12 protein-coding genes are annotated in these 14,754 nt (G+C 63.0%); 2 read left to right on the plus strand and 10 right to left on the minus strand.

The genetic code is table 11. The features are described 5' to 3' along the window. Positions 1–145 precede the first annotated feature (145 nt). From AC1DD5_RS06295 to AC1DD5_RS06330, 8 genes are all read right to left on the minus strand, one after another. The gene (locus AC1DD5_RS06295; protein WP_477513760.1) at positions 146–1,507 is read right to left on the minus strand and encodes a patatin-like phospholipase family protein; all 1,362 of its coding nucleotides are present in this window, start codon (positions 1,505–1,507) and stop codon (positions 146–148) included. Further along, the gene (locus tag AC1DD5_RS06300) at positions 1,504–1,986 is read right to left on the minus strand and encodes a hypothetical protein (protein WP_442006287.1); all 483 of its coding nucleotides are present in this window, start codon (positions 1,984–1,986) and stop codon (positions 1,504–1,506) included. The genes AC1DD5_RS06295 and AC1DD5_RS06300 overlap by 4 nt, the downstream gene beginning before the upstream one ends. Further along, on the minus strand, positions 1,983–2,465 hold the full coding sequence (locus AC1DD5_RS06305; RefSeq protein WP_431119171.1) for a hypothetical protein: 483 nt from the start codon (positions 2,463–2,465) through the stop codon (positions 1,983–1,985). The genes AC1DD5_RS06300 and AC1DD5_RS06305 overlap by 4 nt, the downstream gene beginning before the upstream one ends. Then, on the minus strand, positions 2,462–3,463 hold the full coding sequence (locus tag AC1DD5_RS06310) for an acetoacetate decarboxylase family protein (RefSeq protein WP_442006286.1): 1,002 nt from the start codon (positions 3,461–3,463) through the stop codon (positions 2,462–2,464). The genes AC1DD5_RS06305 and AC1DD5_RS06310 overlap by 4 nt, the downstream gene beginning before the upstream one ends. Beyond that, positions 3,460–4,515 carry an alpha/beta fold hydrolase gene (locus AC1DD5_RS06315; RefSeq protein WP_477520891.1) on the minus strand — a complete coding sequence of 352 codons (1,056 nt, stop codon included), beginning with the start codon at positions 4,513–4,515 and terminating at the stop codon, positions 3,460–3,462. Before AC1DD5_RS06315 ends, AC1DD5_RS06310 begins: the two co-directional genes overlap by 4 nt. After that, positions 4,512–6,533, minus strand: coding sequence for a hypothetical protein (locus tag AC1DD5_RS06320; RefSeq protein WP_477520892.1), 2,022 nt, complete (start codon positions 6,531–6,533; stop codon positions 4,512–4,514). The genes AC1DD5_RS06315 and AC1DD5_RS06320 overlap by 4 nt, the downstream gene beginning before the upstream one ends. Continuing rightward, positions 6,530–9,241 (minus strand): GMC oxidoreductase, encoded by a 2,712-nt coding sequence (locus AC1DD5_RS06325; RefSeq protein WP_477513758.1) that lies wholly within the window; start codon positions 9,239–9,241, stop codon positions 6,530–6,532. The genes AC1DD5_RS06320 and AC1DD5_RS06325 overlap by 4 nt, the downstream gene beginning before the upstream one ends. Positions 9,242–9,388: 147 nt before the next feature. Continuing rightward, a complete protein-coding gene (locus AC1DD5_RS06330) occupies positions 9,389–9,814 on the minus strand; it encodes a hypothetical protein (RefSeq protein ID WP_477513757.1) in 426 nt (141 codons plus the stop codon). A gap of 101 nt (positions 9,815–9,915) precedes the next feature. Here AC1DD5_RS06330 and AC1DD5_RS06335 point away from each other — a divergent pair, with 101 nt between their 5' ends. Next, a complete protein-coding gene (locus AC1DD5_RS06335) occupies positions 9,916–10,512 on the plus strand; it encodes a dihydrofolate reductase family protein (protein WP_477513756.1) in 597 nt (198 codons plus the stop codon). 22 nt (positions 10,513–10,534) lie between these two features. On the opposite strand, the gene AC1DD5_RS06340 is transcribed toward AC1DD5_RS06335, so the two are convergent. Beyond that, a complete protein-coding gene (locus AC1DD5_RS06340) occupies positions 10,535–11,551 on the minus strand; it encodes a LacI family DNA-binding transcriptional regulator (protein ID WP_477513755.1) in 1,017 nt (338 codons plus the stop codon). 135 nt (positions 11,552–11,686) lie between these two features. Between AC1DD5_RS06340 and AC1DD5_RS06345 the strand changes: the two genes are divergently transcribed. Further along, the gene (locus AC1DD5_RS06345; protein WP_477513754.1) at positions 11,687–13,135 is read left to right on the plus strand and encodes a sugar porter family MFS transporter; all 1,449 of its coding nucleotides are present in this window, start codon (positions 11,687–11,689) and stop codon (positions 13,133–13,135) included. Between the two features lie 76 nt (positions 13,136–13,211). On the opposite strand, the gene AC1DD5_RS06350 is transcribed toward AC1DD5_RS06345, so the two are convergent. After that, positions 13,212–14,744, minus strand: coding sequence for a glycoside hydrolase family 32 protein (locus AC1DD5_RS06350; protein ID WP_477520893.1), 1,533 nt, complete (start codon positions 14,742–14,744; stop codon positions 13,212–13,214). Between the last annotated feature and the right edge of the window lie 10 nt (positions 14,745–14,754).

The raw sequence follows: 14,754 nt of genomic DNA on the forward strand, positions 1-14,754 counted from the left end.
TGGCGTGACCTGTTGATCATCAGCGTAGGGTGCCGGTTTTTCACGGGTGTTTCCCCCTTGTTGCCATCTTTTGCAGATCGGTAGCGCGCTGTTTACCAGCCGGTAATAACGTGGATCACAGCGGAGTTAGCGATCACAGTGGAGTTCAGTACCGTGCGAGCAACTCCCGAAAACCGTTGGCGGCGAAGCTGGCCACGGCCTCTGCCCGGTCAACGAAGCCGTGGGCACCCACTGGCTCCACCGAGGCCAGAAGTCCCGCGGCGTCGGCCAGGCTCATGGTCAGCTCGGCGGTCAGGCTTCCCGCCGGCAACCCGTCCACTTGCAATACTGCCTGGCGCGAGTCGGTCCAGGCATCCGGACCGGGATCGTCCCGCAAGGTGCGGGTCAGGGACACGTCCTGCCACCCGCCGTCGAGCCTGATCCGGGCACGGTACGTGATGTCGTGGCCTTCTGTTTCAACGCGTCCATCCGAGAAAAAGACGCGACCGTCGAAGAGCGGGTGCTCCAGGAATCCGGTGAACTGTGGGGGCACAGTGGACCCCGCCGTGGGCAGCATGACGGTGGCTTTGAACGTCAGGGGTGAGCCCCCCAGTTCTCCGCGTAAGGTGTCGTTGAAACGGACACCCGCAGCCGGTTCTGTCATGGCGGTGCAACTGGCATCTTTCGGGACGCCGGCCGTCGTCATCGTGTCCAGGTACGCCCGGGCGTCCCGGTATCCCATGCCGATCAGGGTATCGGCGTCGATCCTTCCCAGATAGAACTCGGGATCCAGCGGCAGCGGATGCTCAGGACGCACCACGTGCAGCACAAACTCGCGTCCAGCCGCGCTCGCAGCCTCGAAATCAGCAAGGAGGGCTCCCATGGCGCTCATTTCGATCATGTGCACGTACTGCTCCAAGGGCCCGTCACCCCAATAGGGCGAGTTGCCGATGCACCAAATCAGCCATACTTCCTCCGCTCCCCGACGCAGGGCTTCGGCTACATTGGCGTCGCGCATCCAGACGGCGTCCGTCCAGATCTTCCCGTCCCGGTGCAGCGGTGTCAGGAAGATGGGCAGTGACATTCCCGCGGCCATAAGCTCCGCGTCAATGGCGGTGGCATCGATGGCGTGGCAGCGCTTTTCGGTGAATTCCACGACGTTGAAGGAACCTTCGACGGCGCCCGGTTCCGCAGCGCGGCCCCGGATAGTCGCATCATTGATCCCGAGTGCGGGAAAGACCTTGTTCAGGATGCCGTCCGCGTCCCCAATAGCTGGCAGCGCCCACGGGCCCTTGAGGTAGTCACCGATCGGCAGCGCCGAGCCGAAGTCCTTCACGTTCACGCTGGACCAGCGGGTGCACATTTCTTCCGGCGACACCCCGGACAGCAGCATCCCCGCCGTCAGGATCCCGCCGGAGCTGCCGTCAACATGCTGGAACTCCAGGCCTTCTTCGGCGAGCGCCCGCATGACGCCGGCCTGCCAGGCCACGCGCATGCCGCCACCGGCGAGCACCAATGACCTTTTCACAGTCCGGTTCCTCCGGTCATGCCCCCACTGATCCTGCGCCAATAGACGAACAGGAGTACCGCCGTCGCGAGGTCAAAGAAGGCCACCAGCAGCGCGATGGGTGAGAAGACTCCGTTCAGTACCCCGATGCCGACGGCGCCGAACGCCCCGGCTTTTTGCAGTCCGGACCAGAGCACCACCTCGGGGGAGGGTGCGGGGTTCAGCAGGGTGTGCAGGAGTAGTCCGCCAACCACCACCATGAACATGCCCACTGTGCCGAACAGTTGCCGCATTCCAGGAGTGGGGTCGGCGCCGATCAAGGGCAATATTTGTCCGCCAAACGGGACCTGCACGGCACCGGTCAGCACCGTGATGATCGCGATCGCTGCCAGGATGGCGCGCAGTGGATCGGCGGTGGTCCAAGCCAACACGCCGGGGCGTCGCGCTTGATGGTGAGTTTGGTTATGGGGCGTGGGCTGTGCCGGCTGCTGGGCGCTCATGCGAAGGACTCCAGCAGGCGTCCACGGTCCACGAGCAGCCACACCATGGCCGCCCACGTCAGCGTGGAGACGTAGAAGCGGATGTCGTTGAGCATCATCCAGCGTTTCAGCAGGGTGCGGAGTTCGGCGTCGTCCGCGAAGTCGCCGCCGCGGATGCGCTTGTTGATGGGGATGATGATGCCTTGGCCCACCCAGGTCAGGACGATGATTCCCAGCAGGCAGATGATGGCTGGGATGACACGGATGGTGCCCCACTCGGACCACACCAGGATGCCGCCTGAGATGAACATGATGGGCACCACGACCGTGAAGAACTTGGTGGCTGCGCGGGTGGGGATGCCGAAGTGCATGTCGACGTTCTCGCGGGCCAGCGAACGCCATGTGGGGTACAGGAAGAATTTGAGGACCCACATGGTGCCCACGTACATCGTGGCGCCGAACAGGAAGTAGAGCGCGTTGATGAGCAGTAGCCAGTTCATTGGAGGCTTCCCGGAGTGGCGCGAGGTACGGCGCCGGAGTCTCGTGCTGTGCCCATTGGCGCCGTCCCTGCGATCCTGCTCCGGTCCGGCGGGGTCAGCCATTCCTGGCTCTGGCCCAGGTTCACGATGCTGTCCAGCATGTCGCCTCCGCGAATGGCTGCTGCGGCGGATTCTGTAGGTGCGGTGAGGAACCAGGCTTCGTAGTGGTCGTCCAGGACACCGTGGGCTTGCGGCAGCCAAGCGGTGAACACGGGTTTGCTTTCCACCTGCAGGTTCTTCAAAGGCTCGACGCCGGGCGCGTCACCGAGGATGAGGCGTGCCTTGGCCTGTGCTCCGAGGGCGATGTCTCCGGTAGCTTCGAAGTAGATGTCCGATTTCCAGAGCATGTTCCGGAAGACGCAGTAGTTCGACGCAGCGAGCTTCAGTGGCAGGCCAAGTGGGTCGGGACGTTCGATCTCGATGTAGCAACCGAGTTGGCCATCTTTGTCGTACTGTGCTGACACTGTGGAGTCAGTGACGACGAAGTCCAGGTTGGCCTGGTGCTTCGGCATGCCCCAGATTCCCTTTCCACCCTTGACGGAAACCTCCGAACTGACCGGCAGGTCCACCACGAACTGCCCCAGCTTGAAGGTTTTCTGGAAGATCAGCGGGAGGATGGGCGGGGCTGGCCTGCTGCCGTGGGTGATGGCGATGGCCAGTGAGTATTCGATGTACTTGCCGATGTCCGTGGACTTGTAATTGACCACCGTGACTACCAGCAGCCCTTTGCCGCCCAGGCTGAAGGGCCGCATCTCGGTGCCGGGGAGTGCGGCCGCTGCGGCTTTCTTGTTGATGGGGAAGGCCGCCATGAGCACCGGGGAGTCGTCGGAATTGACCGGCATGACGTACTTGATGCCATCGGCCAGTGCGTGCTGGCCGCGGAGGCGTTCCTGGCGTCGGGGAACCGGCGACGGCATGAGCTTGAGCAGGGGAGTAACCAGTTCGGTAAGTGTTTTCATGACAGTGGCTCCTGGGTTTTGTTGAGCTCCTCCACGATGACCGGGAAGGTGTCCTGCCAGGCATGCTGACCGAAGAAGACGTCCAGATGTCCGTAGCCGGGGATGAGGTGGAGCGAGTCCTTCCCGGGCCGGTGCTTTTGGAAGAAGTCGAAGGTGCGTTGCTGGCTTTCGGGAAGGAAACAGAGGTTGTCCAGCCCGGCGATGAACGCGAACCGTGCATCGGTTTGGGGAGCCTCGGCCACAAAGTTCTTCGGCAGTTCCGGATGGTTTCCGGCAGCTACCATGTGCCCGGCTTTGATGCTGCGGCCCATCTCCTCGAAGAACGTCACCGGGACCTCGGCGAACTCGCCGCTGAGCCATTGGTGAGTGGCGTCGTCGAGGTTTTCGTGGGCCCAGAGCGCCGGGCGGCCACTGCCGTAGGTGAAGCTGACCATCTTGCAGACGATGTTGTCGCACTCCCGATGGGTGGCTTTGACCAGGCCGCGGATGGCCCGCGTGAAGTAGCCCTGCGATTTGTAGCCCCATGCCGGGGACAGGTAAGGAGTGAAGACTTTGACCACGGGTGTCAGGTAGTCGATCTTGAGCCGCGAGAACGCAGGCACCACGGGATGAAGGGACACCGCGTTGGAGACAATGGTGTCCACTTGAGGCAGGAGACCGGCCACGGCGGACATGGTGAACGAGGTTGATCCCTGGCAGTGGATGACAGCCTTCATCGTGTCCGCTCCAGTCGCAGTCAGCACATGCTCGACGGCGGCAGGGTGGTCGTACACGGCGGCGTCGGCGAGCGTCCAGGACAGGGGATCGAGATCGATGGACGCCCTCCAGTTCAGCATCCACACGTCCCATCCGTCCTCCAGCAGGACATCCACGATGGTGGTCCGGACCGGAGGCCTGAACAGCTCCGCCCGCACGCCGGACCCATGGACCAGCATGACCGGCCCTTTGGTCGCCTCCACCGGAGATGTCACGTGGACCAGGCTCAAAGGGGTGTTGTCCCGGGCACGGAACGGGATGACCTCTGTCCGATGTTCGGCACGGGTGATGATCATGGTGCGGTTCCTTTCCGCGTGATGGTGATGGGTTCTTCAAGCAGCCGCACGGTTGGCAGGCCGGATTCCGGAACCAGCCGCGCGCCGTCGTCGTTCTGTACCAGCTGCCAATCGCGGCAGACTGTATCCACCACCAGCGGGTAGACAGTGAGACTGCCGTCGGCGGCGAGGTGGAGGCGCAGGAATCCTTTGTGGTCTTCGATGGATTGGCCGGACATTTTCCAGGTAGAGACCTCGCCGCTGGGCGTCGCCAGGATGAACAGCGCGAAGGCTTCACTGCCAAGCGCCCAACCACCCAGGTACACCAGCGCGAGCGCCAGCAGCAGAATCACGACGTCGGGCCAGCCGTTGGGCCAGGGAAGCAGGATCACGACGGCGGCACTCACCGCAAGGGCGGACAGCTGGTAGAGCGCGCCACGGGTGAAGACCACGATTCCTGCCTTCGCCAGCCCGAGGGATCGTGCAAGCAGTGACACGACTGCGAGCAGGAGCGGCACCGCAAGGATCAGGACAACGACGAGGAGCAGGGTGTTTCCGTGGGTCAGGCTGCGGAGGCTGTCCACGAACGATTCCCCGCGGAATGCGCTGAAGACTGTCCAGAGCGTTAGTGCAGCGATGACGTGGACAATGCCCAGGGACAAACCGAAGCCAGGGTTGCGGATGGGAAGCCAGTATTGCGAGAAGGGGTTCGCAAGCCTCGGACCGAGCAACTGGGAATCGGCCTGATCCGGGTAGAGGGTGGGCATGCGGGTGAAGTGGCGGGTTGTTTCTTCTTCGTGGTCGCCATGAGGGTTTGCGGTTTGGGTGACGCTGGAGGACAGGCCAGGTGCGTTCGCGTCGCCCGGAAGGGCGAGGTGTTCCGGGAGCCAATGGGCATCTGAAAGGTACGCACCGCCCAGGCCGCAGGTGATCATTTGCGTTCTTGTTGGGTCCGGTGGGAGGTTTTGGGCGCCTGATTCATCCGTGCCCAGTTCGTCAGGAGACGTTTGCTCCTCGTAGCGGGAATAGTGGTGCAGATCGCCTGTGAGCCACAGCCGGACGTTTGCGCCCGTGGCCTCGAACAGGCCGGTCTCGGGATTGAACCGACGGCGAAGGTAATCCTGTTCGAAAAAGTTGACCTGCCTGAACTCGTTCGGCCCAGGGTGCTCGGCGTCAACCCAAAAGGGAGCCGCTACGCACAGGATGATGGCATCTCCGGGTTGGAGCTGGAGCGTGACATTCCGGTAGAAGTAGTCCAGTTGTGGTTCGTCGATGTACTGCCCCAACTGGCTGTCCAGGCCCAGGAGCCACCAGCCGGGCGTACCCTGCTGCTGTTCGCCGGAAACCTGCGTAGGGGATTGCCCTGTGAGCCGGACCGCAAAGTAGCTGCGCGTCTGGATGGTCCGCCAGCCCCCGATGCTTCGTTGCCGGGTGAACATCCGGATGAACGAGGTCAGGCCGTCGTACCAGTCGTGGTTGCCGGGGAGTGCGAGCATGATGGGTGTGGGATTGTGCTTGGTGGGCAGCGCCATCCGGTACGGTCCTGCCATCCGATTCTCGTAGGCAGCTGGTGAGGCGACGGGGTAGACCTCATCACCCCCGAGGACCAGCACGCTTCCGCGGGGGAGCTCATGGCCCTGAACGGTTACCTTGTCCTGGGCGAGCAGCATTGCGACGGAGTAGGTCGCGTCGAAGCCGTCGCCAAGATCTGCGGTGTAATCGAGCCACAGATCAGCGGGGCTCAAGGGCTCGTCGGGCTTTGTGGTGCGGGATGCCTCAAGCTCTCCGGGGTTTGGAAGCCCGCGGCTCGTGACCGGCGGCTGGGCTGGTTGGCCGGGGACCGGGAGTTTATCCAGGCGCAATTGATCGGCAGGGAAGCTCCCCTCAAGTTCCCTCTTGTCACCGAAGTCTGCGAACACAGTGGCTGCCATGACTTTCAATGCCGTCCGTGCCAGCGACATCGGCGAGAGCCAGCGAACCGCTGCCTGGGGAGTGAAGCCCAGGACAGTACGGTGCTTCGCAAGCTCCCAGCTCTTCATCTGCGTGGCCGTCGCAGTGGTCTCCGGACCGGGAACGGGACCCGTTTGAGGCCCCGCCCGTAGACCTCCCACAACTCACCGGCGAACAATTTCATGAAGGACGCCAAACCCGCGGCCGGCGCCGGGCCCTTGGCACGGAACGTGGTCAGTTGCTTGGCGAAGTCCAAGGGGCGGATGTACAGAATGCCGGCACCGAAGACATCCTCCTGGCCTGGCTCCTGCCCGCCTGGCTCCTCAACGTCAACCGCTTCCGACGGCGGAACATGGCCGCGCAGGATCGTGGCGGACAGCGTGGTCGTGTCCTGCCAAATATCCAGCCCGGCCTCGTTATGGATCAGCTTGTACCCGGTGAACGTGAACGGCGTTCCGCCCGGGTCCCGCAGCCACAACCGGTACAGCATGCGCCTGGCCGGCCTGCCGTCGTCGGAAACGTCCTCCACAAAGAGGTTGAACCAACCACGTTCCACCGGCATTCGGCCGCCGAAGTAGTCTGCGAGGATATAGCCCTCGGCCTTGGCAGGGTGGCTCGGATCCTCAACGAACGCGTGCATGTCCTCGGCGGTAATCGTCAGCTCGAACATGATCCTGCGGCTCCGGTCCCTGCCCAGGCTTCGCCCCTTCTCCGGATCACTGAGACCGGGACTGAACCAGCCGTGCATCTGCTCCGTGAAACGCACAGAGGTGGTGGCGTCTGTCGCCGCTGGTTGCTGGTCTTGGGGTCGCGGCAGCCCCAAACCACGGCTCCTTGCTGCCGTCGTGGCGGTTGCGCCGTCTGCGACCGCGCTCGCGGGCCGCTCCTCGGGCGCGCCCTTGCCCTTGGTAGCGTCCGGCGCCAATTCGCGTGGAGCCGAAGCGTCGAGGTCGTTGGCCCGGCTGTCAGCGCCAGCCGAGTCATCACTGGCCAGGTCGTCACTTCCAGCAGCATCGGCGGGGGTAATTCCCCTGTGTCCGGCACTGTGGGCGTTCTCCAGGATGTGACGGCATGCACGTTCGGCAAAAGCGGAAATGGTCAGTGAAGGGTTGGCGCCCACCGGGCCAGGCATGGCTGCCCCATCCATCACGAACAGGTCGGGATAACCGAACACCTCGCCGTAGGAGTCGCACACCGCCTCGCCAGGGTGGCGGCCCGATGGTGCCCCGCCGATGGGGTGCACCGTGATGACACGTTTGGCCCACCACAGCGGGTTGTCTACGAAATCTCCGTCGAGGTCCTTGGCGATCTCGGACATTGTTCCGCGGACGCGTCCGAAGTAGTCCTTGGACGTGGCCATGGTCCATGCAATGGCGAGTCTTCCGTCGCGAAGGGTCATGACGCCGTCGGGGATATCTCGGCCCATCCCCAGCAGCGGCACCGAACTGGAGGACAGGCGGCCGTCACCCAGCGCAGCGGCGAGGTCGGCGGAGACGTTCGAGCGCCCGGCGTCGAACAGCCTGTCCATCAGCAATTGGCGGGCAACTTTGGCTGTCCGTTTGACGGTGGTGCTGAGTTGGGCGGTCTCCATGAGCCAGTTAATGAAGGCTGGATACCCGGCGTCCTCCACGTAGTAGCCGCGACCATCGCCGTCGTCGTCGTTGGAATCGGGGATCCTGATCGCGGTGGTGATGACGGGTCCGCGGCTGCCGGTGAGTGTTCGCACTCCGGGTGGGGATCCGTTGGCGGCCGGTGTCTTGGCGTCCATGATGAACGTCAGGAGGTCGCCGTTGCCACTGAAACGGGTGCCTATGGCGTCGCTAAGGGCGGGCAGGGAGCTTCGATTGCGCAGGAGCAGGAAGTTGGTGCCGAAGGTGCCGGCGCCAAGGATGAGCCGGCGGCAGTGAATGATCCGCTCCTTGAGGAGCTCGCCTTGGCGTTCGGGATCGTGGACCACGTAGCGGACTTCGTAACCTCCCCTGGCAAGTGGCCTGATCCCGCGGACATCGTGGAACGTGCGGATGTCCGCCCCCTGATGAGCGGCCGCCGAAATGTAGTTGTGGTCCAGGGTGTTCTTGGCGCCGGCATTGCAGCCGATATCGCATTCACCGCTGAGCGTGCATGTGGTGCGGATGGTGTTTGGTCCGTGGATGCTGCCGTAGGCCGGGAGGGGGAGTGGCCTGTTTGTCTGCGGTTCCTTGGTGGGGTCCGTGGAAAAGGTGACGGCAATGGGTGGTCTGCTGATGGGTAGGCCAAGGGTTGCGGCGGTCTTCTCCATTGCCATGGTTTTAGGCGTGTCGTCATACGGATAACGGACCGGTTGGAGCATCTCTTCTGCGGTCTCGTAGTAAGGATCAAGGTCCGCCCGTGTGAAAGGCCAATTCTCGTAACCGCCGCCGGGAATGGGGGACTCGTTGACGAACCATTTTTCGTCCTTGCGAAGGAGGACGTTGGCGTAGATCAGTGAGCCGCCGCCCAGGCCGCTGGATACCAACCCCTCCGTGCCCCGGAAGGTCCATGCATCGAAGAGCCCGTACAGTCCGCGATCCGGGTCCCAGAAATTCCGGCCCATCTCCGCCGGCGAACGCGCGAAACTGCCGGGCGGATAGGGCTTGCCGCGTTCCATGAGCACCACGGATTGTCCGGCCTCGGCCAATCGGAGGGCAGCCACCGAACCGCCGAATCCGGAACCGACCACCACGGCGTCAACTTTTTCGATGCCTGCACTGTGGCGCGCCGGATCGGTTGCGGGTTCCGCACCCGTATTCCCGCTGTTCCCGGTCCCCAGACGACCCATGGCCGTTCCTCTCAGAGGAAAGCTGACCTGAAGGCAGCCCCGGCGTGACCGGCGGTGCCTCCGGACTATCGCCCTTATGTTCCCACCGGGCCGGGGATCTGTCCATGAGGTGGAGTTATCCGTTGATCCGGCGTTGCTCGCCGACTGTCATGGGAGGATGCGCGTGAAGTTGAGGTCGAAGTCGTGCTCAAGCGGTCCGCCTGGGTAGGTTCCCCGCTCCCATCGGCCCGTGATGGTGTTTCCGTCCTCGCTGATCCGGCCGGTGTAGCGTTGCGGCCAATCGGGTCCATCCCGGAAAAGGGTCCACACGTTCTCTTCCAGGGTCATGTCCAGGATGCGGGCGACGCCCCGGGAATCGAAGTAATGCTGCTGAAGTGCGCCGTCGGACCCGGTAGCGCCGATAGTGCAGATGGCATTCGGGAATTCCGGCCTCTCAACCGTGGATCTCTGGATAAGGAATCCGCCACCTTGCAACCATTCGAACGTTGTCCGGCTCACGGCGTCCATGCCGGGGGCAGTGGTCTCCCATTCGCCGACCAGGATGTTGAGTCGCTCCAGCAGTTCGGATGTCATGTGGTCCTCCTGAGATGTGTAGCCCCAGTTTCCGCCGTAGGTGGCCGATTTGGCGAGAGCTGCCCTGGTTGGCGAAGGTTGCCCAGTGGCATGATGGGCGAATGAGCCAAGTGACCTGCGATTTGACCATCTCCCTGGACGGCTTCGTTGCTGGTCCCAACCAGCGGATGTCGGAGCCCTTGGGCGACGGCGGAGAGCTTCTGCACCGATGGATGTTTGAAGAGCCCGAAGCCAACGCGGCCCAGGTTGAGGAAATCCTCGCCGCCGGTGCGTTCATCATGGGGCGGAATATGTTCGCGGGACCGGGCCCAGACATGTGGGACAAGGAATGGCGGGGATGGTGGGGTGAGGAACCGCCATATCACGCGCCTGTTTTCGTCCTGACACACCACCAGCACGAGCCGCTGGAGATGCAGGGCGGCACCACCTTCCATTTCGTGAACGACGGGATCGAAACTGCGCTTGCCCAGGCACGGGACGTCGCAGGAAGCAAAGACGTGGCGATCGCTGGCGGAGCCCAGACGGCCCGGCAGTACATCCAAGCGGGGTTGATGGACGAGCTACGGCTCCACATTTCGCCCATGACTCTTGGTGGTGGCGAGCGGTTGCTGGACGGCGTGGGTAATCTCAAGCTTGAGCCTACGGAAGTGGCCAGCACCAAACTCGTCACCCACGTTCGGTACCGCCTGCCCCGGTAAACGAACCTACCGGTAAACGAACCTACCCCGCGCGCCTGACCGGGGCCGTGGAGTTGCGCACCACCAATTGCGGCATGAGGCGTTCGTCGGCGATGGGGGCATCCGGATTATTGAGCCGTTCCAGGGCTACTGTGCCGGCGGTCCGACCCAATTCAGCAGCATGCAAGTCCACGGACGTGAGGTCGATGCCGTGCAGGTGGGCGGTCCTTGTATTGTCGTAGCCCACAAGGGACAAATCTTCGGGAATGGAGAGGCCCCGTGCGTAGGCGGCTTCGCGAACGCCAAGCGCCAACTGGTCGTTGTGGGTGAAAATCGCAGTCGGCCGGTCGTGCTGGTTCAGCATCTGTGCGGCAGCCCGCTGTCCGGCATCCGGTGTGAAGTCCTCGGCTGCGACCGTCTGGGGTGAGAGCCCGGCGTCGCGCATTGTCTGCTCGTAACTCTGGCGGCGGACGACGTGGCCGTCGTAGACCGGGCCAGAAAGATGGGCGATGCGCGTATGCCCGAGGCCGAGGAGATGCTGGGTTGCCGCCCGTGCGCCCGCAAGGTCATCCGAGTACACGCTGTCCACGCCGTGCACCGGCCGGGTCACACTCACCAGGGGGACGATCCGGGCCATTTCTTGCACCCGTTCGTCTGAGTCCAGCAGCGTAGCCGCGATGATAATTCCAACACGGGCCTCAATCAGGGACTCCAGTGCGCCCGGATCCACGCCGTCCACGGACCGCGAAACGCTTAGGATGAGCCGGTTACTGTCTTGTGGTAGCGCGGTGCGGACGCCGCTGAGGACGTCAGCGTAAATCTCGTTGCGGATGTCCAGCAGATAAAGCCCGACGGCGGAACGGTGCTTGCGTGCAAGGTCGGCCGCTACCGCATTGGGCCGGTACCCGAGACGCTTGGCGGCCTCGAAGATGGCCTGCTTCGTTTCGTGGCTGACACCTGGTGCGCCGCGGAAGGCGAAAGACACCAAGGTCCGGGAAACGCCCACTTCGCGCGCGACGTCGCTTTGCGTGGCAGGGCGGTGCTGAGAATCGGGAGCCATAGTTCATCCTCCCACGGGGAAAAGAATGAAAATTCGTCATTTGTTAGTTTGACCTTACATTTAAGCCTTTCGCGCGTTAGTCTGTACTTCAGGGCAGGCGACTATGGCCTGCAACACACCGACAAAGGAGTCCTGATGTCTGCTACGCAAACGCAGAGCAAAGGAACCGGCAATGCTGCCCTTCCGCCGCTAACCAATGGCCCGCATCGTAAGCGCTTGGGGCTTGTTGCCCTGGTGGCTACATTCGGGGGCCTGTTGTTCGGCTATGACACTGGGGTCATCAACGGCGCGCTGAGGCCAATGACAACCGACCTAGGACTGACACCGCTGACGGAAGGGATTGTCACCAGTTCACTGTTGTTTGGGGCAGCTGCCGGAGCAGTCGGCGGCGGGCGCCTCTCGGATAGCTGGGGCCGTAGGAAGACGATCATCCTCCTGGCCGTGCTGTTCCTCATGGGTACGCTGGCCTGTGTCTCGGCGCCAAGCTTCGAGGTAATGGTCATCGGGCGCGTCATCCTCGGCCTGGCCGTTGGCGGTGCTTCCACTGTGGTGCCCGTCTTCCTTGCCGAGCTGGCGCCCTACGAAATCCGTGGTTCCCTGGCCGGGCGGAACGAACTCATGATTGTCATCGGCCAGCTGGCTGCGTTTGTTGTCAATGCCATCATCGGCAATGTCTGGGGCGAAGTTGGCGGAGTCTGGCGCATCATGCTCGCTGTTGCCGCTCTTCCCGCCATCGCACTGTTCTTTGGCATGCTGCGGATGCCGGAATCTCCACGGTGGCTCATCTCCAAGGGTAGGAACCCGGAAGCCTTGGCAGTGCTCAAGACCATTCGCTCGGAGGACCGCGCCGAGGCAGAAATGGCAGACGTGAAGCATCTGGCGGACGAAGAAAGGGCATCGAGGGCTACCTCATGGGGCGCGCTGAAGGACAAGTGGATCCTGCGCATCATTCTTGTAGGCATTGGCCTGGGCGTTGCACAGCAGCTGACGGGCATCAACTCGATCATGTATTACGGCCAGTCCGTACTCGTTGAGGCGGGATTCACTTCCAATGCCGCGCTCGTCGCCAACATCGCGCCCGGTGTGATCGCCGTCGTCGGTGGTGTCATTGCACTCACGCTGATGCAGCGCGTCAACCGCCGCACAACATTGCTTCTGGGTTTCACCTTGACTACGGTTTGCCACTTCCTCATCGGGATCGCGTCGATCGTCCTTCCGGTGGGCAATGCGGCCAGGCCGTTCGTGATCCTTTTCCTGGTGGTTGCATTCGTGGGATCCATGCAGACGTTCCTGAACATTGCGGTGTGGGTCATGCTGTCCGAGATCTTCCCGCTCCACGTCCGAGGCTTCGCAATCGGCCTGTCCGTGTTCTGCCTGTGGATCGCCAACGCCCTGCTGGGTCTCTTCTTCCCCACCCTCGTTGCCGGGATGGGGATTACGGGAACGTTCTTCCTCTTTGGTGTTGTGGGCATCTTCGCCTTGGTGTTTATCTACACCCAGGTCCCCGAAACCCGTGGACGTACGCTGGAGGCACTCGAAGAGGACGTGACCACCGGCGCCATCTACCTGGTGCACAAGAACTAATTACTTCTCCAAAACCGCCGGAGGGGAGCGACGCTCAACGCGTCGTTCCCCTCCGGCCGTTTTTGCGAACCTCTGGTTAGTGCACGACGGCGAAGCTCACCAGGCTGGCCCCCTCACCTTCTGCGAAGAGGGCGAGGGCGGTACTGGAGTCCGCCGGAAAGATCTGATCGGTGATGCTCGCCCTGCCGTCCTGGGCGAAGACCTCGATGGAACAGCGGTCAAGGAAGATCCGAAGCCGTATCCGACCGTCTTCCAGCGGCACAGTAACGCGATCCACTGACGGAAATGCCTCGTGGAATCCGACATTCCCGGATTCGGTGCGGTCCAGGCTGAGTTCCGCCGTTGCGGGGTCATAGGCAAGGACTGTGCGCTCTGCGCCTGTGGAAAAGACACCCGGCGCAGCCCCTCGCTGCGGGTCGGCCCGCAGCACGATGCCCACCCTTCCGGCATGCCCGGGCTCGAACTCGGCATCGATCCTTAGCACTTCCCCGGATACGTCTTGGGGAAGCCACGTCAGTCCGGGTTCCAGGCGTTGCCGGCCCAGTGCCATCTCCGTTCCATGGCCTTCGAAAGGGTCAACGGCATCCTGTATCAACACGGGACGCCCACCGTGGGAAACCAGCTTCACTTCGCGAACGAGCGACATGGCGCTGCGCCAGCCGTCGGAGGGTGTGGCAGCCGCGTACTGCCAGTTGTTCATCCAGCCGATCATGAGCCGGCGTCCGTCGGGTACGTTGCTGAAGGATACAGCGGCGTAGTAGTCCCGGCCCCAGTCGAGCCAGCCGTAATCGGCCATCCGGGTGTCATCGGACTGGAGACCTTCGGTGACGGTAGTTTCGGAATGGAACGTCACGCCGTCGAACTTTCCAACGAAGTATTGACCGCCGGAGCCGCCGGCGATACCGCCCGGGCTGAGGTTCACCACCAGAACCCACCGGGTGTTGGAGACGTCGCCGTCCACCGGAAGTTCAAACAGGTCCGGGCATTCCCACACGCCTCCGGTGGCGTTCGCCGGGCCGAAGGTGCTGAGGTATTCCCAGGACAGCAGGTCCGGTGAGCTGTACAGCACGACTTCGCGTCGGGCTGCTTCGACGGCGACCATAACCCAGTAGCTGCCGGCGTCGCCGTCGTACCAAAAGACCTTCGGATCCCGGAAGTCCGGGGAGACCCTGTCCAGCACTGGGTTCCCCGAATACTTCGTCCAGGTGGTGCCGTCGTCCGTGCTGTAGGCAAGGGACTGCGCCTGGAGGCCGGCCATGGGCGAGCCGGAGGTGTAAGCACTCGTATAGATGGCCACGAGGGGCGGGTTGTCGCTGGTGCCGAAACCGCTCGTGTTACGGACATCCACCACAGCGGAGCCGGAATAGATGGCTTCTTCATCGTCGCAGGGGATGGCCACGGGCTGCTCTTCCCAATGCAGCAGGTCCACCGAGGTGGCGTGGCCCCAGGACATGTTGCCCCACGTATCGCCCTCCGGGTTGTGCTGGTAGAAGAGGTGGTAGACGCCATTGGAGTAGAGGAGCCCGTTGGGGTCGTTGAGCCAGTTGCGCTGCGCGGAATAGTGCCACTTGGGCCGGTAGCGGCAGTCGAGGTCGGCGGTTGTATTCATGGGAGCATTT

Source organism: Paenarthrobacter sp. 10L420 (assembly GCF_056395385.1).

What these genes read in the sequence shown, in the direction of transcription:
- AC1DD5_RS06325 (WP_477513758.1), bottom strand. Translation starts at nt 9,241, where the DNA reads ATGGGTCGTCTGGGGACCGGGAACAGCGGGAATACGGGTGCGGAACCC.
- AC1DD5_RS06345 (WP_477513754.1), top strand. Translation starts at nt 11,687, where the DNA reads ATGTCTGCTACGCAAACGCAGAGCAAAGGAACCGGCAATGCTGCCCTT.
- AC1DD5_RS06315 (WP_477520891.1), bottom strand. Translation starts at nt 4,515, where the DNA reads ATGATCATCACCCGTGCCGAACATCGGACAGAGGTCATCCCGTTCCGT.
- AC1DD5_RS06300 (WP_442006287.1), bottom strand. Translation starts at nt 1,986, where the DNA reads ATGAGCGCCCAGCAGCCGGCACAGCCCACGCCCCATAACCAAACTCAC.
- AC1DD5_RS06350 (WP_477520893.1), bottom strand. Translation starts at nt 14,744, where the DNA reads ATGAATACAACCGCCGACCTCGACTGCCGCTACCGGCCCAAGTGGCAC.
- AC1DD5_RS06320 (WP_477520892.1), bottom strand. Translation starts at nt 6,533, where the DNA reads ATGAAGAGCTGGGAGCTTGCGAAGCACCGTACTGTCCTGGGCTTCACT.
- AC1DD5_RS06340 (WP_477513755.1), bottom strand. Translation starts at nt 11,551, where the DNA reads ATGGCTCCCGATTCTCAGCACCGCCCTGCCACGCAAAGCGACGTCGCG.
- AC1DD5_RS06305 (WP_431119171.1), bottom strand. Translation starts at nt 2,465, where the DNA reads ATGAACTGGCTACTGCTCATCAACGCGCTCTACTTCCTGTTCGGCGCC.
- AC1DD5_RS06310 (WP_442006286.1), bottom strand. Translation starts at nt 3,463, where the DNA reads ATGAAAACACTTACCGAACTGGTTACTCCCCTGCTCAAGCTCATGCCG.
- AC1DD5_RS06335 (WP_477513756.1), top strand. Translation starts at nt 9,916, where the DNA reads ATGAGCCAAGTGACCTGCGATTTGACCATCTCCCTGGACGGCTTCGTT.
- AC1DD5_RS06330 (WP_477513757.1), bottom strand. Translation starts at nt 9,814, where the DNA reads ATGACATCCGAACTGCTGGAGCGACTCAACATCCTGGTCGGCGAATGG.